General features: G+C 71.3%; 23 protein-coding genes and 1 other RNA gene. 9 read left to right on the top strand and 15 right to left on the bottom strand.

Annotated elements, in window-relative coordinates; translation table 11 throughout:
- Positions 1 to 20: 20 nt before the first annotated feature.
- The 5 genes from MNZ29_RS09035 to MNZ29_RS09015 form a co-directional block, all read right to left on the bottom strand.
- Positions 21 to 1,403, bottom strand: coding sequence for a TolC family protein (locus MNZ29_RS09035; protein WP_242354948.1), 1,383 nt, complete (start codon positions 1,401 to 1,403; stop codon positions 21 to 23).
- Entirely contained in the window at positions 1,400 to 2,629 is a 1,230-nt protein-coding gene (locus MNZ29_RS09030; RefSeq protein ID WP_242354946.1) for an ABC transporter permease, read from the bottom strand. Before MNZ29_RS09030 ends, MNZ29_RS09035 begins: the two co-directional genes overlap by 4 nt.
- Complete coding sequence (locus tag MNZ29_RS09025; protein ID WP_308197054.1) at positions 2,626 to 3,381, bottom strand: ABC transporter ATP-binding protein; 756 nt, start codon at positions 3,379 to 3,381, stop codon at positions 2,626 to 2,628. The genes MNZ29_RS09030 and MNZ29_RS09025 overlap by 4 nt, the downstream gene beginning before the upstream one ends.
- Positions 3,382 to 3,389: 8 nt before the next feature.
- A complete protein-coding gene (locus MNZ29_RS09020) occupies positions 3,390 to 4,691 on the bottom strand; it encodes an efflux RND transporter periplasmic adaptor subunit (RefSeq protein ID WP_242354944.1) in 1,302 nt (433 codons plus the stop codon).
- A 173-nt stretch (positions 4,692 to 4,864) separates the two neighbouring features.
- A complete protein-coding gene (locus MNZ29_RS09015) occupies positions 4,865 to 6,148 on the bottom strand; it encodes a hypothetical protein (protein WP_242338439.1) in 1,284 nt (427 codons plus the stop codon).
- 387 nt (positions 6,149 to 6,535) lie between these two features.
- On the opposite strand from MNZ29_RS09015, the gene MNZ29_RS09010 reads away from it, so the two are divergent.
- The 4 genes from MNZ29_RS09010 (at position 6,536) to MNZ29_RS08995 (ending at position 8,476) form a co-directional block, all read left to right on the top strand.
- Positions 6,536 to 6,826 carry a DUF1540 domain-containing protein gene (locus tag MNZ29_RS09010; protein WP_242338441.1) on the top strand — a complete coding sequence of 97 codons (291 nt, stop codon included), beginning with the start codon at positions 6,536 to 6,538 and terminating at the stop codon, positions 6,824 to 6,826.
- A 139-nt stretch (positions 6,827 to 6,965) separates the two neighbouring features.
- Positions 6,966 to 7,316, top strand: a transfer-messenger RNA (tmRNA) gene (gene ssrA, locus MNZ29_RS09005).
- 291 nt (positions 7,317 to 7,607) lie between these two features.
- Positions 7,608 to 7,952 carry a hypothetical protein gene (locus tag MNZ29_RS09000; RefSeq protein WP_242338443.1) on the top strand — a complete coding sequence of 115 codons (345 nt, stop codon included), beginning with the start codon at positions 7,608 to 7,610 and terminating at the stop codon, positions 7,950 to 7,952.
- A gap of 365 nt (positions 7,953 to 8,317) precedes the next feature.
- Positions 8,318 to 8,476: a hypothetical protein gene (locus tag MNZ29_RS08995; protein ID WP_242338445.1), complete on the top strand. Its 159-nt coding sequence runs from the start codon at positions 8,318 to 8,320 to the stop codon at positions 8,474 to 8,476.
- Positions 8,477 to 9,001: 525 nt separating this feature from the next.
- Here the strand turns inward: MNZ29_RS08995 and MNZ29_RS08990 are convergent.
- Positions 9,002 to 9,451, bottom strand: coding sequence for a DUF2703 domain-containing protein (locus MNZ29_RS08990; RefSeq protein WP_242338448.1), 450 nt, complete (start codon positions 9,449 to 9,451; stop codon positions 9,002 to 9,004).
- Positions 9,452 to 9,714: 263 nt separating this feature from the next.
- Complete coding sequence (locus MNZ29_RS08985; protein ID WP_242338450.1) at positions 9,715 to 12,126, bottom strand: molybdopterin-dependent oxidoreductase; 2,412 nt, start codon at positions 12,124 to 12,126, stop codon at positions 9,715 to 9,717.
- A gap of 178 nt (positions 12,127 to 12,304) precedes the next feature.
- Between MNZ29_RS08985 and MNZ29_RS08980 the strand changes: the two genes are divergently transcribed.
- Positions 12,305 to 12,529 carry a hypothetical protein gene (locus MNZ29_RS08980; protein WP_242338451.1) on the top strand — a complete coding sequence of 75 codons (225 nt, stop codon included), beginning with the start codon at positions 12,305 to 12,307 and terminating at the stop codon, positions 12,527 to 12,529.
- Between the two features lie 37 nt (positions 12,530 to 12,566).
- Positions 12,567 to 12,959: a GFA family protein gene (locus tag MNZ29_RS08975; protein WP_242338453.1), complete on the top strand. Its 393-nt coding sequence runs from the start codon at positions 12,567 to 12,569 to the stop codon at positions 12,957 to 12,959.
- Positions 12,960 to 14,060: 1,101 nt separating this feature from the next.
- Here the strand turns inward: MNZ29_RS08975 and MNZ29_RS08970 are convergent.
- The 3 genes from MNZ29_RS08970 to MNZ29_RS08960 form a co-directional block, all read right to left on the bottom strand.
- Positions 14,061 to 14,303 (bottom strand): hypothetical protein, encoded by a 243-nt coding sequence (locus MNZ29_RS08970; protein WP_242338455.1) that lies wholly within the window; start codon positions 14,301 to 14,303, stop codon positions 14,061 to 14,063.
- A gap of 131 nt (positions 14,304 to 14,434) precedes the next feature.
- Entirely contained in the window at positions 14,435 to 15,514 is a 1,080-nt protein-coding gene (locus MNZ29_RS08965; protein ID WP_242338457.1) for a S1 family peptidase, read from the bottom strand.
- A gap of 408 nt (positions 15,515 to 15,922) precedes the next feature.
- The gene (locus tag MNZ29_RS08960; protein ID WP_242338459.1) at positions 15,923 to 16,537 is read right to left on the bottom strand and encodes a methyltransferase domain-containing protein; all 615 of its coding nucleotides are present in this window, start codon (positions 16,535 to 16,537) and stop codon (positions 15,923 to 15,925) included.
- Between the two features lie 250 nt (positions 16,538 to 16,787).
- Between MNZ29_RS08960 and MNZ29_RS08955 the strand changes: the two genes are divergently transcribed.
- Together MNZ29_RS08955 and MNZ29_RS08950 are read left to right on the top strand one after the other, a co-directional pair.
- Positions 16,788 to 17,399 (top strand): RNA polymerase sigma factor, encoded by a 612-nt coding sequence (locus MNZ29_RS08955; RefSeq protein WP_242354942.1) that lies wholly within the window; start codon positions 16,788 to 16,790, stop codon positions 17,397 to 17,399.
- A 213-nt stretch (positions 17,400 to 17,612) separates the two neighbouring features.
- On the top strand, positions 17,613 to 18,524 hold the full coding sequence (locus MNZ29_RS08950) for a VOC family protein (protein ID WP_242338463.1): 912 nt from the start codon (positions 17,613 to 17,615) through the stop codon (positions 18,522 to 18,524).
- Between the two features lie 344 nt (positions 18,525 to 18,868).
- On the opposite strand, the gene rsgA is transcribed toward MNZ29_RS08950, so the two are convergent.
- On the bottom strand, positions 18,869 to 19,918 hold the full coding sequence (rsgA, locus tag MNZ29_RS08945; protein WP_242338465.1) for a ribosome small subunit-dependent GTPase A: 1,050 nt from the start codon (positions 19,916 to 19,918) through the stop codon (positions 18,869 to 18,871).
- A gap of 647 nt (positions 19,919 to 20,565) precedes the next feature.
- Here rsgA and infA point away from each other — a divergent pair.
- A complete protein-coding gene (infA, locus tag MNZ29_RS08940) occupies positions 20,566 to 20,784 on the top strand; it encodes a translation initiation factor IF-1 (RefSeq protein WP_012097610.1) in 219 nt (72 codons plus the stop codon).
- Between the two features lie 171 nt (positions 20,785 to 20,955).
- Here the strand turns inward: infA and MNZ29_RS08935 are convergent, their stop codons facing one another.
- The 4 genes from MNZ29_RS08935 to MNZ29_RS08920 form a co-directional block, all read right to left on the bottom strand.
- Positions 20,956 to 22,107, bottom strand: a complete 1,152-nt coding sequence (locus MNZ29_RS08935) for an NAD(P)/FAD-dependent oxidoreductase (RefSeq protein WP_242338467.1) — start codon at positions 22,105 to 22,107, stop codon at positions 20,956 to 20,958.
- A 94-nt stretch (positions 22,108 to 22,201) separates the two neighbouring features.
- On the bottom strand, positions 22,202 to 23,215 hold the full coding sequence (locus tag MNZ29_RS08930) for a zinc-binding dehydrogenase (protein ID WP_242338469.1): 1,014 nt from the start codon (positions 23,213 to 23,215) through the stop codon (positions 22,202 to 22,204).
- A gap of 195 nt (positions 23,216 to 23,410) precedes the next feature.
- Entirely contained in the window at positions 23,411 to 23,587 is a 177-nt protein-coding gene (locus tag MNZ29_RS08925) for a hypothetical protein (protein WP_242338471.1), read from the bottom strand.
- 191 nt (positions 23,588 to 23,778) lie between these two features.
- Positions 23,779 to 24,399: a histidine phosphatase family protein gene (locus MNZ29_RS08920; RefSeq protein WP_242338472.1), complete on the bottom strand. Its 621-nt coding sequence runs from the start codon at positions 24,397 to 24,399 to the stop codon at positions 23,779 to 23,781.
- Positions 24,400 to 24,435: the final 36 nt, after the last annotated feature.

Raw genomic sequence — 24,435 nt, 5'->3', positions numbered from 1 at the left:
CGCGGCGCCGACCCGCGCCGTCAGCGCACGGCCCGCCCGAGCGCGAGCAGGAGCTGCGCACGCGCGCTGGAGACCGACTGCTCGGCCTGGACTCGCTGCGCCGCGGCGGAGGTCGCGGCCACCTGCGCGTCGCCGAGCTCGATGATGCTCCCTGCGCCGGCCTGGTAGCGTCCCTCGGCGAGCCTGAGTCGCTCGCGCGCGTTCACGAGCGCCTCGCCGGCCGCGTCGAGGGCGGCGCGCGCCGCCTGCACCGCCGCGCGCGCCTGCTCGACCTCGACGCGGACCTGCTGGCGGAGCGCGTCGGTCTGCGCCTCGGTCGCGGCCAGGTTCGCCTCGGCCTCGCGCGTCTGCGCCCGGGTGAGGCCCCCCTGGAAGATGGACCAGCCGAGCGTCACGGTGGCGTTCCAGCCCCGGTCGAGCTCGTTGACCGCGGGCCCCACGCCGGTCACGGCGGCGCCCGCGGACAGCGTGGGGAGCCAGCCGGCCCGCGCCGCGTCGCGCGAGAGCACGTCCGAGCGCGCCTGGCTCCCCAGGGCCGCGAGCTCCGGCCGCGCCGCGAGCGCCTCGGCGAGCAGTGGATCGACGGGCCCCTCCTCACCGGGCACGGCCGAGAGCGCGCCGTCGCCGAGGTCGAAGTCGGCGGCGCGATCGGCCCCCATCGCCTGGACGAGCTGCGCTCGAGTCACGACGTAGTCGTTCCCGGCGCGGATGAGCGCCACCTGGGCGTTGGCGCGATCCGCGCGGGCCTGGGCGAGGTCGATCGCCGGGCGTGTGCCGACCTCGACGAACGCCTCCACCTGCCGGAGGTGCGCCTCCTGGTTCGCGAGCGAGTCCTGGGAGACCTGGACCAGATCGCGGGCGGCTCGCGCGGCGAACCAGGCGGACCGGACCTGCGCCACGATCTGCTGCTCCGTCGCGCGCGCCGTCGCCCGCTGGGCCTCGGCGCTCGCCCCCGCGGATCGCCAGCGCTCGATCTGCTGCACGTCGACGAGCGCCTGGCGAGCGGAGGCGCCGGCGCTCCAGGTCGTCGTGCTCGTCGAGAGGCCCAGCCCGCTCGCCGCGGACGTGCCGCCGACGGCCGAGCGCGTGCTGCCGCCGCGCCGCCCCACCTGCCCCTCGAGATCGACCTGCGGCAGGAGCGGCGCGCGCGCCTGATCCGTGCGCGCGCCGGCGGCCTCCGTCGTGGCCAGCGCCTGCCGCAGCCGCGGCTGGTGCTCGAGCGCGGCGCGCACCGCGCCGTCGAGCGAGATCACGTCGCGCGGCGCCGCTGCCGCGCCGGGAGCGCCGGATGGCGCCTGGGCGGGAGCCGCCTGCGCCTCGGGGGGCGCCTCCTGAGCGGTCGCGGGAGGAGCCAGGGTGGCCGCGACGAGCGCGAGGAGCGGGGCGAGGGCAGCGGGTCTCATTCGAACCTCAGCGCCTGGATGGGATCGAGCCGCGACGCGCGGAACGCCGGATAGAGCCCGAACCCGACGCCGACGAGCCCGCTGAACGCCACCGCCACGACCACGATGTCGGCGCGGAAGAGCACCGGCCAGCCGAAGCTGACCGCGAGCCGCCACGCCACGACGAGCCCCAGCACGACGCCGATGACTCCGCCGGCGATGGACAGCGTGAGCGCCTCGGCGAGGAACTGCAGGAGGATGTCGCGGGCGCGCGCGCCGACCGCCATCCGCACGCCGATCTCGCGCGTCCGCTCGGTGACCGACACGAGCATGATGTTCATGATCCCGATCCCGCCGACGAGGAGCGACACCGCCGCGATCGCCGCGAGGAGCGTGGTGAGCGTGCGCGCCCCCTCCTGCTGCGCGCTCGCCGCCTCGGCCAGGTTGCGGATGGAGAAGTCGTCGTCCGCCCCGGGCTGCAGGCGGTGACGGTCGCGCAGCAGCGCCCGGATCTGGGACTCCGCGCGCACCGTGTCGGCCTGGCTCGCCGCGCCGATGAACACCACCCCCGAGACGACGTTCTTGAGCCCGCCCTGGATCTTCGCCTGGTAGGTGGAGGACGGCAGGAACACCGCGTCGTCGAGGTCCTGCCCGCCCGGCGACTGCCCCTTCGCCTCGAGCACCCCGACCACCTGGAACGGCACGTTCTTCACGCGGACCTGCTGTCCGACCGGATCGGCTCCCGGCCCGAACAGCCGGTCGGCGACGGTCTTCCCGAGCACGAGCACCTTGGTGCCCGCGTCGACGTCCGAGGCGGTGAAGAGCTGCCCGCGCACGGCCGACCAGTTCCGGATGACGAAGTAGTCCGGGGTCGTGCCGTTCACGGCGGTGGTCCAGTTGAGGTCCTCGTAGATGACGGAGGCGACGGAGCGGAGGATGGGCGCCGCCCCGCGCACCGCCGGGACCTCGGTCTGGATCGCGCGGACGTCGTCCCAGGTGATCGTGGGCAGGCTGCCGAACCCGCCGAACGCGCCGCCGGAGGTCGAGGCGCCCGGGAGGATGATGAGCATGTTCGAGCCCATCGCCTCGAAGGTCTTCTGCACCCGCGCGTTCGCGCCGTCGCCGATGGCGACCATCGCGATGACCGCGGACACGCCGATGACCACGCCGAGCGTGGTCAGGAACGAGCGCATCTTCGAGCGCCGCAGCGCCCGCAGCGCGACCCGGATCGTCTGCAGGAGGTTCACGGCCCCACCCTCCCCTCCACCGCCTCGTGCGGGCCCGGCGGCGGCGGCACCGCCGGGCGCGGAGTACGCCGCTCGTCGGAGCGGACGCGCCCGTCGCGCATGACGAGCACGCGCGCGGCGTACTCCGCGATGTCGTGCTCGTGCGTGACGAGCACGACGGTGATCCCGCCGCGCCCGAGCTCCTGCAGGAGCGCCATCACCTCCACGCTCGTGCGGGAGTCGAGGTTTCCGGTGGGCTCGTCGGCGAGCAGCACGCGCGGGCGGTTGACGAGCGCGCGGGCGATGGCGACGCGCTGCTGCTGCCCGCCCGAGAGCTGGTTCGGCAGGTGGTCCGCGCGGTCGGAGAGCCCCACGCGCGCGAGCGCCTCCTTCGCGCGCGCGTGCCGCTCGGCGGTCGAGATGCCGGCGTAGAGGAGCGGCAGCTCGACGTTCTCGAGCGCGCTCGTGCGCGCGAGCAGGTTGAAGTTCTGGAACACGAAGCCGAGCGTGCGGTTGCGGATGGCGGCGAGCGCGTCGTTCGGGAGACGCGAGACGTCCTGGCCCTCTAGCAGGTAGCGACCGCGCGTCGGACGATCCAGGCAGCCGAGGAGGTTCATGAGCGTCGACTTGCCCGAGCCGGAGGCGCCCATCACCGCCACGAACTCGCCCTCCTCGACGGTGAGCGTCACGCCCTGCAGCGCGTGCACCTCGACGTCCCCCATCACGTAGGTCCGGGCGACGTCCTCGAGCCGGATGAGCGAAGGTCCCGCCACGCTCGCTCCTAGAACGGCCCGCGCCGGCCGCCGCCCGGGAACCCGCCGCCGGGCGCGCCCCCGCTGCGCGCCGCCTGCGCTTCCGTCACCACCGCGTCGCCCGGCTGGACCTCGCCCTTCACGAGCTCGGTCAGCGATCCGTCGGAGACGCCGAGCACCACCGGCACCTGCACCGGCCGCCCGGCACGCACGACCCAGACGCTCCGATCGCCGGCGCGCCCGCTGCCGCGCCCTGCGCCCGCGCCGCGGGGGCCGTTCGCGCCCTGCCCGGCCGTGCCGGCCGGGGTCGCCGCCCTGGCGTCCCCGCGCGCGGCGCCGCCGCTCGCCCCCTCGGCCTGGCCGAACCCCGGTGGCGCCCGGAAGCGGAGCGCCGCGTTGGGGATGCGGACCACGTCGTCCTTCTCCGCGTAGACGAAGGTCACCGTCGCCGTCATGCCCGGTTTGAGCTTCAGGTCGCCGTTCGGCACGTCCACCACCGCGTCGTAGGTGACGACGTTCTGCACCGTCTGGGGCGCGTTCCGGACCTGCCGCACCGCCCCGGAGAAGGCCTCGCCCGGATAGGCGTCCACGGTGAACGTCGCGGTCATGCCCGCTCGCAGGCGCCCCACGTCGGCCTCGGCGACGTTCGTGTCCACCTGCATCTTCGCGAGGTCCTCGGCGATGACGAAGAGCGTCGGCGCCTGGAGCGAGGCGGCGACGGTCTGGCCGACGTCCACGTTGCGCGAGATGACCACACCGTCGGTGGGCGAGGCGATCTGCGTGTAGGCGAGGTTCACCTCCGCCTGGTGGAGCGCCGCGCGCGTCTGCGCGAGCGTGCCCTGCGCGGCCTGCACGCCAGCGCGGGCGCCGTCGGCGTTGGCGCGGGCGGTGTCGAGGTCCGCCCCCGCGATGAGGTTCTTCGCGGCGAGCGCCTCCGACCGCCGGAGCTGGCGCTCCGCGTCCGCGGCCTGCGCCCGCGCCTTCGCGAGGTTCCCCTCCGCCGCGACGGTGTTCGCGCGCGCCTGCTCGACCGCCGCCTGGAAGAGCTGCGGGTCGATGCGCGCGATGACCTGGCCCTTCTTCACCGGCGTGTTGAAGTCGGCGAACAGCGCCGCGACGCGGCCCGAGACCTGGCTCCCGACCTGGACGGTGACGAGCGCCGAAAGCGTTCCGGTGGCGGTGACCTTGGCCACGATGCGGCCGCGGTCCACCCGCGCCGTCTCGAGCTTGGGCTCGGCGTCCGCGGCCCCCGCTCTCCAGCGCCAGATCCCGCCCGCGGCGACGAGGACCGCGAGCGCGGCGGCGATGAGGATGAGGGTCTTGCGGCTCATTTCTGCTCCCTGGAGCCGGCCCCCGACGCCGCCCCGGAACGTGAACCCGCGACGCCCCGGAACGTTACGCCGCTCGTGCGCGAGGCACGCGGGCGCGGCCTCGGCCGCTTGGGGCCGCGGCGCGGCGACGCCACCCCTGCGGCCGTCCGGAGAGACGCTAGTCACCCGCGAGGCTAGTCACCTGCGAGCAGGCGCGGCCACCAGCGGAAGGCGCACCCGTCCGCCGCGGACTGCTGCACCACCGTGCCGTCCCAGCCCTGGTCCACGCTGCCGGTGACGCAACTCGAGCCGTCCTCGTGGAGCGTGACCCGCCCGCACAGGCGCCCGGTGGGCGACACGAGATCGATGCGCTGCGTGCAGTCCGGAGCGCTCCGACCGGCGGGCTCGAGCGCCGCGTAGCCGCGGTTCCCGCGCGTGAACCGGAACGTCCAGCCGGTGCGAGAGGCGAGCCACGCGGGCGGGTCCTCGCGTGCGAAGGAGAGGTGCGCGAGGCGCAGGGTGTACGCGCCGTTCTCGACGAGCACGAGCGAGCCGTCGAGGAGCGGCCGGAAATATCGAGGCTCCTCCCGGCCCGACAGCCAGCGCATGGCCTCGATGCCGTCGTCGGACACGGAGGTGGTCCCGTCGGGCGCGACCCACTGCAAGAAGGCTCCGGCGTTGTACGACCAGGTGAGCGCCTCGCCGCGGTTCGACACGCCGCCGGCGATGAGGTTCATGCGCCCGTCGCCTCCGCGCGACACCCAGTCGCCCGAGGCGGAGACGCGTGTCAGGTTGGTCCAGAAGCTCGGGTTGCTCCAGAACTCCCGCCACTCGACGAAGAGGGCTCCTCCGCCGGCGGGGTCCTGCTGCAGATCCCACCGGGCGGCAGCGACCCATTCGTCGTGGTACGTGACCTCGACCGTCCGGAGCAGGAGTCCCGAGGGTGAGAACGTCAGCACGGCGACGCCCTCGATCCCGCTCTGCTGCCTCGGGATCGTCACCGCCCCCTGCCAGCCTGAAGGCTGGGTGTAGAGCGGCCACGCGCTGAACGCCGAGCGCGGCGTGCCGTCCGCGGTGAACGCCCGCCACGCGCCGTTGCCGGCGCCGTCGCGCGCGCCGAGCGCGACCGCGCCGGTGCCGTCGGAGGTGCCTGTGAAGCAGGCGAAGCCGGCGGGCGGCACGAGCGTCGCGCGAACCGGCTCCGGCGCGGACGCGGGCACGAGGCCCTCGCATTCGGCGGCCGAGTCGAGCCGCTCGAACGTGACGGTGGGGGTTGGCGTCGGCGTCGGCGTCGGCGTCGGCGTGGGGGTGGGGGTGGGCTCCGGCGTGGGCGTCGGAGTCGGCTCCGGGGTCGGCGTCGGAGTCGGGGTGGGCTCCGGGGTCGGCGTCGGCTCGGGGGTCGTCGTGGGGCTCTTGTCGCCCCCGGACCCGCACGCCGCGCACAGCACGAGCAGGACGGCGAAGACGCGCAGCAGCATGTGCCACCTCCTCGCTGCGCAGAAGTCTCGCGCGTTCGCGTGAAGCCGTCACGCGGCGAGCGCTCGCAACGGCTACGTCCTCTCGACGGCGCTGCGCCGGCCGGGTTCACCCTGAGGCGAGTCGAATCTTGCACGCTGCGTGCACCCCTTCGGCGGCCTCCGGCGAGGACCCACGCCGCCGTGACGCCGCAGCTCGTGCGTGCCGCGAGCGCCGGGGAGCGGGCGCACCCCGACCCCCGGAGCGCCCACGCCTGCGCTCGTCCGGGCGCTCGAGCGAGCTCGCCCGCCGGGCGCCAGCCGCGTCGCCGCGCCTCGCCGGGATGGCGTGACTAGCCTCTGGCGAAGGCGCGGCCCTCTCCTCCACCCGCGCCCGCAAAGGAGGCACTCATGGCATCGGCGATGCCGGTGATCTCGAGCTGCGAGGTGTCGAGCTGCTTCTACAACGCAGGCAAGATGTGCCACGCGCCCGCCATCAACGTCGGGAGCGACCACGCCGCCTGCGATGCGTTCATGGCGGACGGAAAGGGGCGCCACAGCGCCCGCAAGGACGTCGGGACCGTGGGCGCCTGCCACATCGAGGAGTGCCGCTTCAACGACGCGATGACGTGCGCCGCGTCGGCGATCGTGGTGCTGGGCCACAGCGGGCACGCGGACTGCGGCACCTACCAGCACCGCTGAGCGGCGCCCTGCCGGGTCCTCCCGGACGCAAGCGCCCGGACGTGCCACCGAGCCGTCGTCCGCTTCCGTGCTAGGATGCCGCCGCCGCTTGACTAAAGCGGCGGCGGTCTTATGAAAAGGACTGTCAGTTCGCAGATTTGGGGGCGAACTGGTTTCGACGGAGGACGGAAGGCGACTGGTGCGCGCCGTGGTTGGTCAGCAGGCCACGTAAAAAGCCGACCAAGCAGAAACGCGAACGAGCCCATGGCTCTCGCGGCCTAACTAAAGGCCGTGCGTTCCCCCGGAAGCGCCGGGTACCGGGTGTGAACGTCAGCTCCGGCTGGATCTGGGTGGGAGGCGAGCCGCCTTACCGAGATCGAGATCAAAGGGCGAGAACGTGAGCGGTTGCAGGCCCGGAGGTTGCCGTTCACGTATTCACTCCGGGATACGCGCGTAGGACCTGTCACTGGAAGTCTTTCGGACCCGGGTTCGATTCCCGGCGCCTCCACTTCAGAACCCCGCGATGCCGCGGGGTTTTTCATTTCCGCTCCACACCTGCTCCACACTGCGGCACCGCGAGCCACGCAACGCGTTCACCTGCGCAGCTCACGTCAGGGGATCGCTCACCCTCGGAATCCATGGAGAACTTGCGCGAGGTGTTCCGCGCGCGAACCTACCCCGGGTAGCCACCTGCTCCGAACGATGGCCTCGTGCATCTCTGGTTCTACGTGGAGAACTGGAACGCCCGAATGAAGTACGCCCGAATGAAGTTCACCGTACGCGAGTGCTCGCTGGAGTGGGCATGACGCGAATCGAGCTACTTGAAGCCCTTCTCGCCGCCAGAACTCCGCTCGCGCCTCTTGCGGAAGGGCTCGCGCGGTTCGGCTGGGACAGCCCTCCCCTGGTCGTGCTCCGGCGGGCGCACGTTGTCTCCGTACTTCAACGATTCCTCTCCGGCGAACTTGGAGGTAGCGACGTTCGTGAGTGGGCCGAACTCATCGAGGTACGTGATGACATCGAGTTCGAGCCGGTGGACCATGAGGTGCTCCGAGACGCCCTTTTCACGCTCGCCACGCCCGACGCTCAAGGTCAACTCGACGCGGGACTGGTGGCGTCCCTCATCGGGCAAATGACGGGCAAACCGTGAGCCTTCGGGTTCCGATGGGCGACCTCTCCGAAATCGGTCTCGACACGAACTGCCTCACGTACCTCCTCAGCGCGCTTGAAGGCGTCGCAGCACCGACCGATGCCCTCGCGGAGCAGAAGCTCGCACTCGTTCGGCTGTACCTCTACACGCCGGGGACGGTCCCCCAACGGCGACCTCGCCATGATGGCGAGCAGGTCGGCATTGAGTTCCTCGCGGGCAGCGCGGGACGCCTTCAACACCTCGGCCGAGAACTCTCTTGCCGCTTCGACGGCAGCCCAGTCCGCCGCTGCCCGCCCCGCTTCGTTCCATCCGGAGGCGACACGCTCCGCGCTTCCCGTTCCGGCTAACGTCCTACCAACGATTTGGTGCATCTGGATGGCGGCGCCGAGGAGCTCCCGGTGGTCATCAAGCAGGCGGCGCTCACGCTCATGCGGCGCTCCATCCGGAACTGCGAGTACAGGAGCACGCCACCGACGACGGCCCCGGAGAACAAACCGGCGATGGCCTGCGTCCCGATGTCATAGACCCACTTCGTCACGCGCCTGCCCTCCCTACACCAAGTTGGCGTCCGAGCCAGAGTCACGCCTCGCGCAACCACCTCGCGCCCGCCGCGTCGATTTCGAGGTACGACTCCCGCGAGATGGTGGTCCACGGGGTCGTCGAGGTGTCGTACTCGACAACCTCCCAGCAGCGACCGCACGTCACCCAGGAAGTGCACGGCGCGAGGTTTGGTGGCTTCCCGTACGGCGTCAGCGCAAACCGCCGCAGTTCGGCGAGCGCGTCTGCGAGCGAATCGTACTCAGCCGGTTGAGGTTCGGCGTGGAGGTCATCCTCGATGCGAACATAGGCTTTGAGGTTTCTCGCACTCAGGGGTGCTTCTGTGTTTCTCCGTTCCTCCGGAGGCGTGGGCTGAGTTGAACGCGCGCTACGACGTGCAGATTCGCACGCGCTGCAGGTCAGGGTTCAACGGTGAGTGCGCGTTCCGTCAACGTCGATCCCGCAGATGGGAGGAGCGCCTGCGTCACACGAGCGCGGCGGCTTGCGTTTGCTCATCGGCAAACCTTCCCGGCCGGCACCGCCACAGTGGGAGCGCAGCAGGGCTGCTCGGACGCTGCGGTCGTCAGCGCGGCCGCAGCAAGCAGGCCGGCCCGGATGATGAGAGCGGCGGGTATCGTCTCGTGTGTCCGCCCGTCGACGGTTACGGTCCTGCACTCGTTCGGGCCGCAAACGTCACAGCACGGGCTCTGACCGGCCGTCGCCCCCAGCCAGTCCTCGATGGAGCGCCCGCCGATCAAGATGCGGTTCGACTCTAGCGGCTCGCGCTTGAAATCCTGGAGCCCGATTTCGGCCTCGTCGAGGACGATCTCGATTCCGAGCGGCTCGAGTGCCCGACCGAGGACTCCAGCCGCCTTTCGCACTTCGTCGCCCGTGCCTCCGCAGCGCGGGCAGGTCTCCCCTGCCGCGACCAGCCGCTGCCACCGGATCGTCAGGGTCTTCATCGGTCCCGCCCCTCTTCTAGAGTCACCGCGCTGAGGAGCCACCTCACGATCAGGATACCGCGAGCACCGACGCCGACGAACGTGGCGGTGAGCCGCGGCCGGAGTGGGAATACAGGCAGACCACGGCGATCATGAAGGCGGTCCCGAGCACCGCGCTTTCCGAGAACGCTTCGACTCGGCGCCAGCTTGGTCGTCATGGTGACGAGCGCTGCCCCATGGAGCAGCCGTCATGGCATCGCAGCTCGCGAGCGCTGGCGGCGCGGTCATCGGTCTCTGGGATGCTCCGCCAACCGGATCTCGCAGAGATACGCTCGGTGAGGCACGGACCCGCTGATCGGGTCGATCGCCCCGTTCCCGATCAGGAGGTTGTAGTTCGCGCCGTCGGGACTGAACGGCTCGTAGCCGGGCGCTCCCACGTCCCGACACGCCTGCCACCAGCCGTGCTGTCCGCAGACCACGTCCGGCTGCAGAGTATCGTTCAGCCGCGCCCGCGCACGCACGCTCCCGTCGGGCGTCTCGATGCTGACCCAGTCGCCCGCCGCGATTCCCCGTTTCGCCGCGGCACTGGGATGCAGCTCGACCTCGGGGTCCATCGCCTTGCGCCGCAGGCTGGGAAGCGCGCGGTGCTGGCTCTCGCAGAACAGGGTGTGCTTGGTGCACGTGAGGATCAGCGGATAGCGCTCCACGAGATCCGGACGGGACACCGGACCGACCAGCGGCTCCTGGTACTCCGGCAGCGGCGGATAGCCATGCGCGAGCAGGGTCTCCGAGTACAGCTCGATCTTGCGCGTGGGCGTGTCGAAGCTCACCGGGACACCGTCGACCTCGTCGGCGAACTTGCGGTAGCGCGTCTCGAGCGCGACGCGCGCACCCTCGGGGTGGTCGCGCAGCCAGTCGAGCGAGAGTCCCGAGGGCCCGAGCTGGCGGCGGTAGGCCGCGTCGATGTTCCCCTGCCAGAAGTGATCGCCGAGACCGAGACCGACGGCGAGGACGAAGACGATCTCGGTATCGGAACGCGCCTCGCCGGGGGGCGCGGCCACGGGTCGGCGCAGCTGGACCAACGACTGCGCCTCGGGGCTCACCTCGAAGCCGAGCTTGAGCGCCTCGCGCTCGAACCCGCTCGCCACCGGAAGGACGATGTCGGCGAGCTCCGCCGTGGGGTTCATGAACAGGTCCGCGTGGACGTAGAAGTCGAGCGCGGCCAGCGCCTCGCGCCCGCGCAGGACGTCGCCGTGCGACAGCAGGAGGTTGGTGCCGAATCCGACGAGGCCTCGCACCGCATAGGGCTTGCGGTCGAGGATGCCTCGGTACAGCTCGTCGGTCGTCGCGAATCCCCATCGCGCCGGGCCGAGCGGGCGTTCCGCGACGCCGAGCCCCACGGCGGGCCGCTCCGGCTGCGGCAGTCCCTGGCTCCCGACGACGGGCGTGGGGATTGCGGGGAAGAGCACGTTGCCGCCCCGTGCATCGAAGCTGCCCGTCAGCACGGAGAGCTGCGCGATCGCGCGTGCGATCTGGGTCGCGTTCGTCTGCATCTCGACGCCGCTCCACGCGTAGTACGCGAGGGGCCTCGCCTCCCACAGGAGCCGCGCTGCGTGCTCGACCTCACCTCGTTCGACGCCGGTGATCGACTCCACTCGCTCCGGCGAATAGGTGCGGCAGCGCGCGGCCGCGAGATCGAAGGCGGTCCGGCAGTGCACGCCGCCCGTCGGCGTCTCCAGAGCGTACTCGCCGAACAGGGCGAGGTCCGCGGAGTCGACCTCGTACCGTCCACGGGCGGGATCGTAGACGGTGGGGCGGCCGGCAGGCCGATCCCAAGCCACGTAGCGTCCCCGGTCCCCGCCCTCCGAGAGGTCGGCCTCGGTGAGGAGGCGGCCCGTATCCGAGCGAACGAGCAGCGGGCCGTTCGTCCACTCACGGATGAACGGCTCGTCGAACCAGCCGCGCTCGATCATCACCCCGGCGATCCCCAGGGCGAGCGCGCCGTCAGTGCCCGGGCGCACCCGCAGCCACGCGTCGGCCCGCCGAGCCGGTTCGGTGCGTCGTGGGTCGACCACGACGAGGCGTGCCCCGCGCTTCTGTGCCGCGATGGTCGCGGTCGCGTGGCTGAGCCGCGCGTGGTTGGGGTTGTAGCCCCAGAAGAGGATACAGCCGGCGTTCTCGAGGTCGGGCAGGTAACGTCCCGGCACCGGCGCGCCGAACGTGAAGCCCGTCGCGAAGTACCGGCCCCAGCCGCACAGCTCCATCGCGACGACGAGGTTCGGGCTGCCGAAGGTGCGCGTCAGCCGTTCGACCCAGGCCATCGAGTCGTCCGACGCCGAGGTCGAGGGCGAGACCAGGCTGAATGCGACGCTCTCGGGCCCGGACTCCGCGGCGAGCGCGCGGAGCCGCGACGCGGTGAGCTCCAGCGCTTCGTCCCAGCCGATCCGTTGCCAGCCCGGGTCGGGATCGCCCTTCGGACGCGTGCGCCTCAACGGGTATTTCAGGCGGTCGCGGTGATAGACGAGCTCTGGCCCGGCCCGGCCCTTCGCACAGAGCGCCTGGCCAGTGGGATGCGACGGGTCGGGATCGAGGCGGACGAAGCGTCCCCCCTCGACGGTAGCGATCGCGCCGCAGCGCGAGACGCACAGCGCGCAGTACGTGGAGACGCGCTCCGATGTCGTGCTGCCGGCCGCCATCGTCTGTGCCCTTGGCCGTGATGCTGCCACCGGAGAAGCCCCTCGGCGTGCTGGCCGGGGAGCGTGCGCCTCCGCCGCGCACCTGGAGCCCCGATAACATCAGCATGGCTGGTGCGGCGGCCTGGCTGCCTTCCTGGGTCCGCGCTGGTCTCTCGAACGAGCCAGCAAGGATGAGCGCGTGACACCTGACGACGTCCTCGCCCAGCTTCCGAACGGGATGCACGACGCGAGCATCCGCGAGATGCGGGTCCAGTTCGGGCGCCAGCTCGTCACCCTCGACATGGACTTCTGGGTCGGCGACATGGACGCTCATGGTGAATCGCGAACGCCCGCGGGGGCGATGCAGTCCCGGAGGTGGTCGGACTGCCGGCGCGTCAATTGCGGTGACGGCGCTGTTCGCTAAGAACATTCCGGCCGCTTGCTCTTGGAGGAGACGCAGCATGGACCGATTCACCGGCGGTTGCCTGTGCGGCAACGTCCGCATCGTGGCCTCGGGACTCCCTTACCGGGTCGGCCTCTGTCACTGTCTCGACTGCCGCAAGCATCATGGGGCGCTCTTTGGCGCTTCGGCCGTGTTCCCTCAGGATGCAGTGACGATCGATGGCGAGACACGCGACTACGCCGGGCGGTTCTTCTGTCCCCGCTGCGGCTCGTCCGTTTTCGGACGCACCGCAGACGAGATCGAAGTGAACCTGGGATCCCTGGATGCCCCTGACCAGCTGAAGCCGACCTACGAAAGCTGGACCATCCGGCGCGAGTCCTGGTTGCCGCCGTTCCCGCTCACCCGACATTACGACCGCGATCGTGACGCCTCGGGTCGCTTCGAGGAGTAGGTCGACGCGAAGGCAGCCGCGAGGCGCCCAAGGATTGGCGGGGTGAGCCACGAGACCGTGCGGTGAGCCGTCTTCGCTTCCTGACGCGCTAACCCCCGCATGGCGGGTCTTTCCTGGCAGAGAAGCTACCTCACGGAGAGCGGCACGAGTAACCAGGTCGGTACCGGGCGACCCTCCGGGTCGCGACCGGGTTTCCAGGAGCACCGAGAGACGGCCTGCCACACCGCACACGCGAACTCGCGTTCCACGCTCCGGGACATCCACTGAAGCCCGGCCGGCCTTCCATCTGCAAGCACCACGAACCTGAACGTCACCGGACGCTGCGGAAGCTTCGTTTTATCGATGTGGGGCAGGCTACGAGATATTTCCGACCCGACGCAGCTCGGGTTCACGCTGCTGGGCCGCTGGTACCCCGCCGTCGTATCGTGGACGTCGGTCGGGACCTCCGCCGCCGCGACGAGATCACACTCGAGCTGGGCGGAGGCAGCGGGCGAGGCGTGCGCACCGGGGGGAGATCATGAAGTACGACGGCGACGGCTCGTTCCCGTGAGTGCGTCGCGCCATGCGATGATGCGGCGCATGAGCGGCATCGCGTTCGTCGAATTGTTCGCGGTCGCGCTACTTGGGGCGACTGCATGGCTCGCCAAGAGATCCCGAGTGCGGATCTCGACGACGATCTCCGTGATGGGACTCATCGTCACGATCTTCATGACGGTCATCATCGGCGGGGCCGCTCAGAAGAGCCCGGAGCAGATCTCCTTCTTCACCTAGTGCCGCCATTTATCTGGGAGGTGTCGCTCTCTCGCTGGTGTTCACGGTCCTGATCTTCGCCGGTCGCTGGCAGAGCCGAGAGGGAGCGACGCTCGAGCGCGGCACGAAGACCCTGGTTCGCGGAGCGCCGGCGTCTCGCAGGCGTTCGTGAGCGCGGCGCCAGCGCTAGTGGCCAGGCGATGCGGAAGCCCGCTCCCTCACCCGAATGAAGAGATGATGAGCGGTGGATGATGCCCTCGTACGCTCGGCCAGCGGGAGGGTCACGCGGAGCGCAGGCGTGGAGATGTCTCGCGGATGTGGCTCGCTGGATCGAGCACCCGGCGTGATCCGTCAGCGTGCCTTCGAGTCTTCCCGCGGGACGGCACGGATGTCGCCCGTCTCCTCGATCTCGAACGGAACGCTCGCGAGGATCCCGGCGATGCTGCGCTCGAGCTCCGGCGTCGCCTGGACCACGTACACCTTCGCGCAGGGAGCGCCCGAGCAGAGCCCGCGCGCGGTGCCCGTCACGCCCGCGAGCGCGAGGAGCTCATCGGTACGCTTCCGGAGCACGTCGTCGATCGCGTCCGCCGTCATGCTCGCCTCCTTCTGCGGCTCCGAGCCGCGCGCGTCAGGGCGCGGCCATGCGGCGGCCAGCGCCGCCAGCGCCAGCAGCGGCGCGAGACCGCATGGGCGCCTTCGTCGCGACGTGATGCCGGCCCGGGCGCTCACTCCCCCTCGATCGTCACGCCGAACGCTTGCAGCACGGGACCGATCGGGTTGGCGATGGCGTACTTACCGCTCGAGCTGCCCGCGAACAGGAGCCCCACCGGCTTTCTGTCCGGGTCGGTGACGAGCAGCGAGCCCGAGTCGCCCGGCTTGATGAACGGGCCAGCGGACGTGACCGTGACCTGGTTGACGAACCGCGCGACTCCTGCCGAGCCGTAGTCGACGTTCACCGTCACGTTGACCCCGGTGATGGTGCCGCGAGTGAGCGCCGAGGTGCGCCCGAACTTCTGGACCGCGAGGTCGAGGGCAGGTGTCGCCGTCGTCGTCCGTGGCATGCCGTATCCGCCGGGAGGCGTGCTCGTCCCGAGCGAGCGGAGGCCCGTGTCGTAGTTCACCTCGGCGATCGCTGCGTCGATGGTGTTCGAGGCCGAGGTCGAGAACGTGATGCGGCCCGAGGCGGCGAGCCGCCCGAGCTGGTCGGCGGGATCGAAGCTGCACTGCGTATCGTACAGCCCGGGCTGGGCGATGATCTCGCCTGGCGAGCCCGCATTCTCTCGCGCGTACACGTGATTGTTGCTCAGCGCGTAGTGCTTGCCGCCACCCGCCACCCGCGCCCCGATCGTGCCGGCAGAGCACTCGTTCGCGTTTCCGGTCGAGACGCCGATCGGGACCGGATCGCCGAACCGGCTCTTCGGCGAGGCGCCGCCACCCCGCTTCGCCTCGGGCGACAGCATCGCGTGGAACCTGCCGGTCACCTGAACCTCGACCGGCACGTCGTCGATCCGCCCCGGGAGGTGGCCGAGGTTCACGCGGCCGTCGCTGAACACCAGGATGGACGCCCCCCCGTTGCCGGCCAGCCCGACCGCGGTCCCGACGACACCCGCGATGGAGAGCAGGCGCGGGTTGGCCCGCTCCTGCGCGGCGATCGCCTGCTCCAGCCCGGGCGGTGCATTCTCGGCCGCGACGCCGCCCGACGCGCCCGGGGAGTCGGGCCCGACGCCGGCGCGCGCGTGCGTCACGCCTACGCGGCCCGCCTGCAGCCCAGCCACGAGCAACGCTCCGATGAGCAGGAGCCTCACGAGCCGCCTCGAACCGGGCCTCGTCACGTCGGCCATGTCGGACCCCCTGTCCTTGTGAGCGATGCCCCCGTCTACCACGCCCGGATGCGGGAGGAGCGGCGCCAGCGGGTTCGCTCGTCTGGGCCGCCCGGGAGGGAAGCAGTGCGCCTGCTCGCCTCGACCGGCCGCCCGTCTCCGGATGAGATCGAGAGCGAGTGAAGCGGGTTGACGAGGCCAGAAGCAGCCGGCTGGGCTTCACCCTGGTCGCTTCGCCGACCGGACGTTGACGCCCGTCACCTGGAACTTCCGCGTGACCCTTTCCTTGGACGTGCCGAGGAAGGGATCGAACCGCTCGCGGACTTCCGCGGCGATGAACCCGAGCTCGCCGAGGAGCGACAGGAGCTCCGCCTCCGGCAGAGCACCGCCAATTCAACCCGACCAGAGATCGATGTCGCTCCGGATCGACTCCGGAAGCTCCGAGCGGACCACGATGTCGGCATACAGGAACCGGCCCGCTGGACGAAGTACCCTGAACACCTCCGAGAAGGCGCGGCGCTTGTCAGGCGCGAGGTTCAACACGCCGTTCGAGATGACGAAGCCCACCGAGCCGCTCTCGACCGGGAGCTCGAGCGCGTCCCCCTGACGCAGCTCCACGTTCGTCAGCCCCGCAGCCGCCGCCGCGGCCTCCGCCTTCCGGAGCATCGACTGCGTCATGTCGATGCCGATGGCGCGCCCGCCGGGTCCGGCCGCTTTCGCGGCAAGCAGAAGGTCCGTGCCGGCGCCGCAGCCGATGTCGACGACCGTGGATCCCGCGGTGATGGTCTCCATCCGCAGCGGGTTACCCACGCCGGCGAACGACTCGACCGCGAGCGGCGGCAGGGCGGCGAGCGCGGCTCGGTCGTAGCGAAGGAAGTCCACTGCATAGTCGAGCCCGCGGTGGAAGTGGAACTCGCCGTCCGGGGCCGAGGCGACACGAGAGTAGATGGACTGAATCTCCGCCCGGAGCCTGGCAGTATCGAGATCGACAGGGCACGCCACGGCCATGGAAGCCTCACCCGCGGAAACACCGCGCGTGGGGATCTGCCGGCGGCGTTGCTCACGAGCACGCGAAACGCCGAGATACTCATCGGACGGGTGGGAACCTCCCCAAGAGATTCCTTACGCCCCGCCACCGGCGACGCCGGTCCACGAGCGCCAGGCGCTGTACGGGACCGGGCCCGGGAAGCTCCGAGGAGAGCCGCTTGCCAGCTCGCCCTGGTGGCACCGGAACAGGAGTGCGAGCATCGACGGCGCCATGCTCTCTGAACCGCGCGCGCTCGGCATCGAAAGCCTTCACGAAAAGTACGGTGAGCGCATCCGCCGCAACCTTGAACGCCTGGTCGGCTCGGCGGACGCCGAGGATCTCGCGCAGGACGTGTTCGAGAAGGCGCAGCGCGCCGTCGGCACCTTCCGGCGCGACTCGCGTGTCTTGACGTGGCTCTATCGCATCGCAACGAACGCGGCCATCGACCGGCTGAGGACCGCCGGACGGTACGTCGATGTCGAGCGACACGACGACGAGACCGACCCGCTCGACGCGGCGCGCTCCGCGGAGGCGACGCACGAGCGTTCTCTCGATGGCGAGGTGGACCGCACGCGGATGAGGGCGTGCATCCTGGACGTCGTCGAGCAGCTCCCCACCAGCCAGCGTGCTGCGATCCTGCTCGGGGAGCTTCGCGGGTTGAGCGACCGCGAGCTCGCCGAGGCGCTCGGCGTGTCACTGGGAGCCGCAAAGATCCGGCTACATCGAGCGCGCGGGGCTCTGAAGGCCGCCCTGGAGCGCGCCTGTACGTTCGAGCGCGACGAGCAGAACGAGTTCGCCTGCGCCCCCAAGCCCGGGCTCGTTTCGCTCGGCCGCGGAAAGTAGACCACCCGTATCCTTTCCGAGCCCCGTTCGTCCACGGAGGAGACGCACCCTTTCGTCCCTGAGATGGGTCGGGGCCAGGAGAAGCTCCCATGCCGTGGTGTGGATACTGGGGAACGACAGGCACTGATTACTGGTGGGTCCTGCCGCTCATCGGCCTCGTCTTCATGGCCTTCATGTTCTTCGCCTGCTTCCGCGGCTTCGGATGCGCCGAGCGTGCGCACCGACGCTCGATCTTGCGCGTTGCGGCTCGATTCCTGCCGCACTAGTTCGCGAGAGGTCGCGCGTTGCGGCGGGAGGGTCGGCGTGAGTGAGCGCGAGCGGTATCCACCTGGCGTCCCCTGCTGGGTCGACACCCTGCAGCCGGATCCGCGAGGTGCGCTGGATTTCTACGGCGCCCTGTTCGAATGGGAATTCACGGGCCCGGGCCCGGGGGCAGCCGATCCCTCGAGCCAGTACTTCATCGCCCGAGTGAGAGGTCGCGACGTGGCGGGGATCGGCTCGCGCTGGAACGGCCATCCGCGCGCGATGTGGAACACCTATGTCCGCGTGGACAGCGCCGACGGAGCGGTCGCGGCGGCGAAGCGGGCCGGCGGAAGCGTTCTCCAGCCGCCATTCGACGTTCCCCCCGCTGGCCGCGCAGCCGTGCTCGCGGATCCCGCGGGCGCGCCCTTCTGCGTGTGGGAGGCCAGGGCTCGCGAGGGCGCGCAGCTCGTGAACGAGCCGCGCACGTGGTCGATGAGCTCGCTCCACTCCTCGGATCCCGAGAGCGCCACGGCGTTCTATGGCGCGGTGTTCGGCTGGCGTCCCGACGTGTTCGACGCGGGCGGAGTCCAGATCACGCTATGGCGACTTCCGGGATTCGTCGGCGGCGAGCCGGAGCAACCCGTGCCTCGCGACGTCGTCGCGGTGATGGTGCCCGCCGCCGACCGCGGATCGTCGCCGCGCTGGCACGTCGACTTCTGGGTGGCCGGCGCCGACGCGGTGGCGGACCGTGCGGCGGGGCTCGGCGGCACGGTGGTCGTCCCTCCGCACGACTCGCCCGGGTTCAGGAGAGCCTTGATCGCCGACCCACAGGGCGCGACGTTCTGGATCGACGAGCTGACTGCGGGCCCAGCCCGGCGCTGACTCCGCACTTCGGTGGGCCCGCGTGCCGATTCGCCTGCAGCGGGTCAAGCGCGCTGGGATGATGCCGGACCCCACCAGCGCGAGCCGATGTCACTCGCGGTCCACCGCCGTCGGTGACGAATTGCCTGTGGTGGGCCACGACCGATGATGGTGTGAACGAGCCCGGTGACCACCTCGAGTCCTGCCGTCGCGTCGGCTGGCGTGAACGCTCGTCTGCTCGAGCCCGCGGTGCTCGAGGGGATCCGCGTCCGCCGCCTCGACGGCGCGCGGACCTGGAAGTACCTGGACTGAAGACCGCCCCGGCTGAAGCTGCCGTCGTCCCCTGCTGGCGACGAGCACGCGCGTCAGCGCCGCCGATCGCGATAAAGCCGGCGCAGCTCCTTCGACACCGACTTCCAGCGCTCGCGCTCCCCCCGCGCCGCGCCGCCCTCGCGCCGCGCCGCCTGCCTCGCGAGCTCGAGCGCGAGCTTGCGGTGGCTCTCGACGCGCGCGGCGTCGAGGCGCCCGCCGGCGATCGCCTCCCGGACGGCGCACCCGGGCTCGGCCGCGTGGGAGCAGTCCCGGAACCGGCAGCGCGCCGCGATCGCGGCGAGGTCCTCGAACGTCGCGTCGAGCCCGCCCGCGTCCCAGAGCCGGAGCTCGCGGATCCCCGGACCGTCCACGAGCGCACCGCCGCCGGGCAGCAGGAAGAGCTCGCGTGCCGAGGTCGTGTGGACGCCGCGGTCGTCGGCGGCACGCACCGGCGCGGTGCGCTGCGCCTCGCGGCCGAGGAGCGCGTTCGTGAGGGTGGACTTGCCTGCTCCGGAGGGGCCCACGAGGACGCCGGTGCGGTCGGGGCGGAGCCGCGCCGCGAGCGCGGCGACACCCTCGCCCGTGAGGCCGGACGCGACCTCGACGTCCACGGCGGGCGCGGCGGCGCGGGCCTCGGCGAGCGCGGAGGCGAGGTCCTCCGCCCGGTCCGGCTTCGTGAGGACGATCACGGGCTCCGCGCCGCCCGAGTACACCGCCGCGAGGGTCCGCTCGAGGCGGCGCGGGTTCGAACCCTCGTCGAGCCCCTGCACGACGAACACGACGTCCACGTTGGCGGCGAGCACCTGCTCCGCAGTGGCGCCGCCCGCGACGTTGCGGGAAAGCCAGGTGCGACGCTCGAGGACGCGCGTGACGGTACGATCGGGCGCGGGGGTCGCGACGACGAAGTCGCCCACCACCGGGAGGACGCCTTCGGCGCGCAGCCGACCCGGCACGACGACCGGGTGGGCGCCGTCCGGGAACCGGACGAGGAGGCCGCGGCCGCGATCCGCGACCGCGCGGCCGACGAGGGAGGACTGGAGCTCCTCCACCGTGAGCTGGGAGGAGAAGAAGGGACCGAAGCCGATGAGCTCGGGATGGACCAAGGCGTGCCTCGAAAGCGCGAGTGACGGACGGGATCCACGCCGCGCGATGGCGGTGGCGGGATCCGACAGGACGCGTCACCTGCCGTTCGGCGGGCGACGCGGACTCGGGCTAGCGGGCACGATCCACGCGTCCGGAATAAACCGGAGCCGGGTGCGCAGGCAAGCGGCGCGTTGGCGCGCGCTTGTCGCAGGACCAGACCATCGATCGGACGGGCGAGCTCCAGACCGTCTCGAGGGCTCTTGCGAGTGGCGCCCTGAGTCGCGCCCGAGCCCGCAGGACAGCCGCAGCGCCCGGGCGCCGTCCCCCACCCTCCCCGCGCCGCCCCACCACCATTGGGTGGTCGGACGGATAGCCGGTGGGCGGTGGGCGGGCTGCCTTCATCGCAGCGCCCTGCCCAACTCCATGTTATGAAAGCCGTTGGCAGCCCACCCGCGGCCATGGCGCTGGCTTCGATTCCCGCGCCTCCACTCGAGCTGACAGCGGGTTTCGGACGACACCCCGACGGCCTGGGTGGCGTCCGGGTTCTGTACGCCGCGCGTCGAGAGCTTCATCTTCTGGGCTCGTCCGGACGGTACTTCGGACGACCCGCGCAGATGCGCTGCGGAACGGGCAGTTCACAGCGAAGCACTCACGAACAAGGAGAGAGATGAGCGAGAAGGAAGCCGGTATCGAGGTGCAGGGCAGGGTGGAGGAGTCGAGCGGCAGCATGTATCGCGTGAAGCTCGATCAGGGCCCGATCGTGCTGGCCTACCCCTCCGGCAAGATGAAGCGGTTCCGCATCCGCATCATCACGGGCGACCGGGTGAAGGTGGAGCTCTCGCCGTACGACCTGACCCGCGGCCGCATCACCTACCGCGACAAGTAGCCCACGAGCCGCCCGGTTCGTGGCGGGCTCGGCGGTGGCTGCTCGGGATCGAATGAGCCGGCGCGAGCCGGCTCATTCTCCTCGGCCGTGGGTCGCTCCAGAGAGCACCCGCTCGCTTCCCTGCGCAGGGTCCCGCAGTCCAGCTCAGCCGTTCGTGCGGGCGAGTCCGCTTTAGCTGAAGCGACCCAGCCACTCGCGCTCCCAGGCATCCTTGGCGCGGTGGGACTCGGCGGACGGCGCTTCGAGCGAGACCACGGGGACCGGCTCGGCGAAGAAATCACCCTTCCCGTGGGCCGTCGCGCCGTCGCCCGTCTCGACCCAGCACTCTCCGATCCCGACGTAGGGCTCGGAGGGCTGTCCGCCCAGGATCTCCGCAGCGATGGAACGCGCCACGATCCGCGCCTCGCCCTCTGCGAACGTCGCGGCCTTCGGGAGCGGCTTTCCCATCTTCAGCGGGATCCCGGTCACGTCGCCGATGGCCCACACCCGCTCGAACCGGGTGCGCAGGGTGCCCCGATCGACCGGAACCCACCCGCCCTGCGCGGCGAGCCCCGCGTCGCTCACGACACGGGGCGCCCGGTGCGGCGCGACGAACGCGAGAAGATCGTACGCGGCCTCCGCACCGTTCGCGAACCGAAGCCGCCTCGCGGGCGCGTCTGCCGCGACGATCTGGTGGTCCGGGTGGTACCCGATCCCCTTTGCAGCCAGCAGGTCGCGGACCGCGGCCGAGACTTTCGGCCCCGCGACGCCCATCGGCGCCGGCTCCGCGGCGTACAGATCGAAAGCCACCTTCTCGCGGACGCCGCGCCTGCGAAGGCTCGATTCGATGAGCTGTGCCGCTTCGTACGGCGCGGCGGGGCACTTGTACGCCGGCGCTGCGGTGAGGACGACGAGCCGTCCTCCCGCGAAAGACGCGAGCGCGTCCCGGAGCGCCACCGCGCCCTCGAGCGTGTAGAAGGAATGACCGGACTCCACCAGCCCCGCGACGGCGGAGGGATCGAGGTCCGCCCCGACGGCCACGACGAGGTGATCCGCCTCGAGGCGGCGTCCCCCGACCTCCACGCTCCGGCGCGACGGGTCTATCCGCTCGATGTCGCCGGTGACGACCTCGACTCCGTGCCGCGCGAGCGCAGTCATGGGTCGCGAGATCTCCTCCGGACGACGCTCGCCGACGATGACGCGCAGCAGCGAGGCCCCCAGCACGAAGCGGTCCGCACGCTCGACCACGGTGATCCGGTGCTCCGCCGGGAGCTGCGCCCGCAGCTCCATCGCGACGACGCTCCCCCCTACCCCGCCTCCCAAGATCACGACGCTCGCGCCCATGTCCGCCTCCAGTTCGCGGCGCCGCTGAAGGCGGCTTCCGCGTGCACCTCGCACCTCGACGGCGCTGCGATTCGCCGTCCCATGCATGCCGTCGTCATGCCGCTCCCGGCTCGGGCGGCGGCGCATTGGGCACGAGCACGATCTTGCCCGCCACGCCCCCGCTCCCGAGCAGCTCCTGCGCCTGTCTCGCTTCCTCGAGCGGGAATCGCTGCGCGATGAGCGGCCTGATCTTTTGCTGTCGGAGGAGGTCGAGCAGGGCGATCAGGTCCTGCCGAAACCAGGCAGGCTTGAGCCGCTTGAGCGTCTGGATGCTGTACGGGACCACGCGTCTCCGGCCCGGGAGAAGCCAGCCGGCGGCGATGTACGCCGCGAAGATGGCGGTTCCGCGAAAGCGTTGACGCCGGCCTGGACGACTCGAGGTCAATCCCTCCCCACGGATCGAGCTCACGAGGCCGTAACCCACCACCCTCCCGCCACGACGAAGCGCCTTGCGCGACTGCCAGAGGTGCTCGCCTCCGAGAGGATCGAAGACGACGTCCACGCCCTCACCGGTGAGGCGTCGAATCTCTTTCACGAAGTCCTGACGCTGGTAGTCGATGGGGATACCGCCCAGGTCGGAGACGACCGGCGCCCCGCGCGAAGAGGCGGTCCCGTACAGCTCCAGCCCGCCCACGCCCCCGAGCTGCAACAACGCCGTCCCGACCCCGCCTGCCGCGCCGTGAATCAGCGCGCGCTGGCCCGGTCCGACCTTCGCGGAACGATGCATCATCTGGTAGGCCGTGACGTAGTTCAGCACGAGGCAGACCGCCTCGGCGGGGTCCAGCCCGGGTGGCACCGGAACCAGCTCACGCTGGGGCAGGCAGACGAATCCCGCGTACGCTCCGTGGATCGGCATGGCGGCGACGCGCTGGCCTGGTACGACGCCGCCGACCCCGCCGCCGAGCCGATCCACCACGCCAACCAGATCCCACCCCGGCGTGAAGGGCACCGGGGGCGTCTCGGGGTGAATGCCCTCGCGCGCCATGATGTCGGGCAAGGAGACGCCTGCGGCCAGCACCCTCACCCGCACCTCGCCCTCCTTCGGCTCGGGGACCTCCTCCTCGACCACTCGAAGTGCATCGGGCCCGCCGTAGCGAGTGACGATGATGCGCGTGTGTCTCATGGTGACGACGGCGTCGCGAGGGACTCGGGCTCGTGGTGAGCACCCGTGCGCGAGGCCCCGCGGCAGCTTCGATCGCGATCCGGGGCCTGCTCGAGTCGATCGCTGGGCCCTCCTCCGAGGCGATCGGTACGACCGGGACGGTCAGCTGCGCTTCGAGCGCGCCTTCTTGGTGGCGCCGGCCTTTCGCCGCTGCTTGTTCACGGTGCGCGCGGCGATCTGCTTCGCGCGGCGAGAACCCGCGCCGCGCTTCACGGCCGACTGCTTGATGTGCTCGTACTGCCGCTTCCGTTTGGGACTCTTCACGCCTCTCGGGGGCATTGGGCCCTCCTCTCGCGGGAGACGTAGCGACCCGTGCGCTTCCGTGCCATGTCCACCCGGGAAGGGGCCAAGCTCGGTTCGCGACGTCCGCGCTCGGGATGCTGCCAAGCGAGCAGCGAGATCGTCTTCCTGAGCGGCTCTCGACCTCGCAGCTCGAAGCCGCGCGCGTGTCGCTGAGGCGCGGTGACCGGTCAGCGATCGTCACCGACGAGCGCCGCCGCCCCGACCACGCGGCCAGCGACGAGGCGCACCCGCCATACGCCGCCGTTCGGGATGAAGCGCGGCGGCGCGACCGGCGCGGGCCCCGGCTGGCTGCTGAGGGCGGCGACGAGGAATGCCCGCATCACGCCGCCGTGGGTCACGAGCACGGCCGGCGACTCGAGCCGCTCGGCGGCCCGCCCGATCGCAGGGACGACGCGCGCGAGCAGCGCGTCCATGGACTCGCCGGCGGGCGGCGGCGCGCGCGGGTCGGACACGTGGCGCGCCCACTCCTCCGGGAACCGCCTCTCGCACTCGCACCGGGTGAGGCCCTCCCAGTGGCCGTAGGCGCGCTCGCGCAGGTCCGCGTCCACGAACGCGACCTCCAGCCCGAGCGCCTCGCCCACGATCTCCGCGGTGCCGCGGGCGCGGCAGAGGTCGCTCGTCGCGATCGCGCGGACCCCCTCCGCGCGCAGCCGCGCCGCGAGCGCGAGCGCCTGCGCTCGTCCGGTCGCGTTGAGCGGCACGTCCGTCTGACCCTGCCACCGCCCGGCGGCGTTCCAGTCGGTCTCGCCGTGGCGCACGAGGAGCAGGTGTCGTTCGGTCGGCGGCATCGGACGAACGTCTACGCTGCCCGGGCGGAAACGGCA

The sequence above is a fragment of the Anaeromyxobacter sp. SG64 genome, from assembly GCF_022690745.1.
GTDB lineage: Bacteria > Myxococcota > Myxococcia > Myxococcales > Anaeromyxobacteraceae > Anaeromyxobacter > Anaeromyxobacter soli.
This window is presented reverse-complemented; position numbering and strand designations above follow the sequence as displayed.

Bases quoted from the DNA above. Each gene is read 5' to 3' on its own strand.
- MNZ29_RS08955 (WP_242354942.1), top strand. From the start codon at position 16,788: ATGCTCTCTGAACCGCGCGCGCTCGGCATCGAAAGCCTTCACGAAAAG.
- MNZ29_RS08985 (WP_242338450.1), bottom strand. From the start codon at position 12,126: ATGGCGGCCGGCAGCACGACATCGGAGCGCGTCTCCACGTACTGCGCG.
- MNZ29_RS08935 (WP_242338467.1), bottom strand. From the start codon at position 22,107: ATGGGCGCGAGCGTCGTGATCTTGGGAGGCGGGGTAGGGGGGAGCGTC.
- MNZ29_RS08960 (WP_242338459.1), bottom strand. From the start codon at position 16,537: ATGGCCGTGGCGTGCCCTGTCGATCTCGATACTGCCAGGCTCCGGGCG.
- MNZ29_RS08970 (WP_242338455.1), bottom strand. From the start codon at position 14,303: ATGACGGCGGACGCGATCGACGACGTGCTCCGGAAGCGTACCGATGAG.
- MNZ29_RS09000 (WP_242338443.1), top strand. From the start codon at position 7,608: ATGACGCGAATCGAGCTACTTGAAGCCCTTCTCGCCGCCAGAACTCCG.
- MNZ29_RS09015 (WP_242338439.1), bottom strand. From the start codon at position 6,148: ATGCTGCTGCGCGTCTTCGCCGTCCTGCTCGTGCTGTGCGCGGCGTGC.
- MNZ29_RS08990 (WP_242338448.1), bottom strand. From the start codon at position 9,451: ATGAAGACCCTGACGATCCGGTGGCAGCGGCTGGTCGCGGCAGGGGAG.
- MNZ29_RS08920 (WP_242338472.1), bottom strand. From the start codon at position 24,399: ATGCCGCCGACCGAACGACACCTGCTCCTCGTGCGCCACGGCGAGACC.
- MNZ29_RS09020 (WP_242354944.1), bottom strand. From the start codon at position 4,691: ATGAGCCGCAAGACCCTCATCCTCATCGCCGCCGCGCTCGCGGTCCTC.
- MNZ29_RS09035 (WP_242354948.1), bottom strand. From the start codon at position 1,403: ATGAGACCCGCTGCCCTCGCCCCGCTCCTCGCGCTCGTCGCGGCCACC.
- MNZ29_RS08975 (WP_242338453.1), top strand. From the start codon at position 12,567: ATGGACCGATTCACCGGCGGTTGCCTGTGCGGCAACGTCCGCATCGTG.
- MNZ29_RS08925 (WP_242338471.1), bottom strand. From the start codon at position 23,587: ATGCCCCCGAGAGGCGTGAAGAGTCCCAAACGGAAGCGGCAGTACGAG.
- infA (WP_012097610.1), top strand. From the start codon at position 20,566: ATGAGCGAGAAGGAAGCCGGTATCGAGGTGCAGGGCAGGGTGGAGGAG.
- MNZ29_RS09010 (WP_242338441.1), top strand. From the start codon at position 6,536: ATGGCATCGGCGATGCCGGTGATCTCGAGCTGCGAGGTGTCGAGCTGC.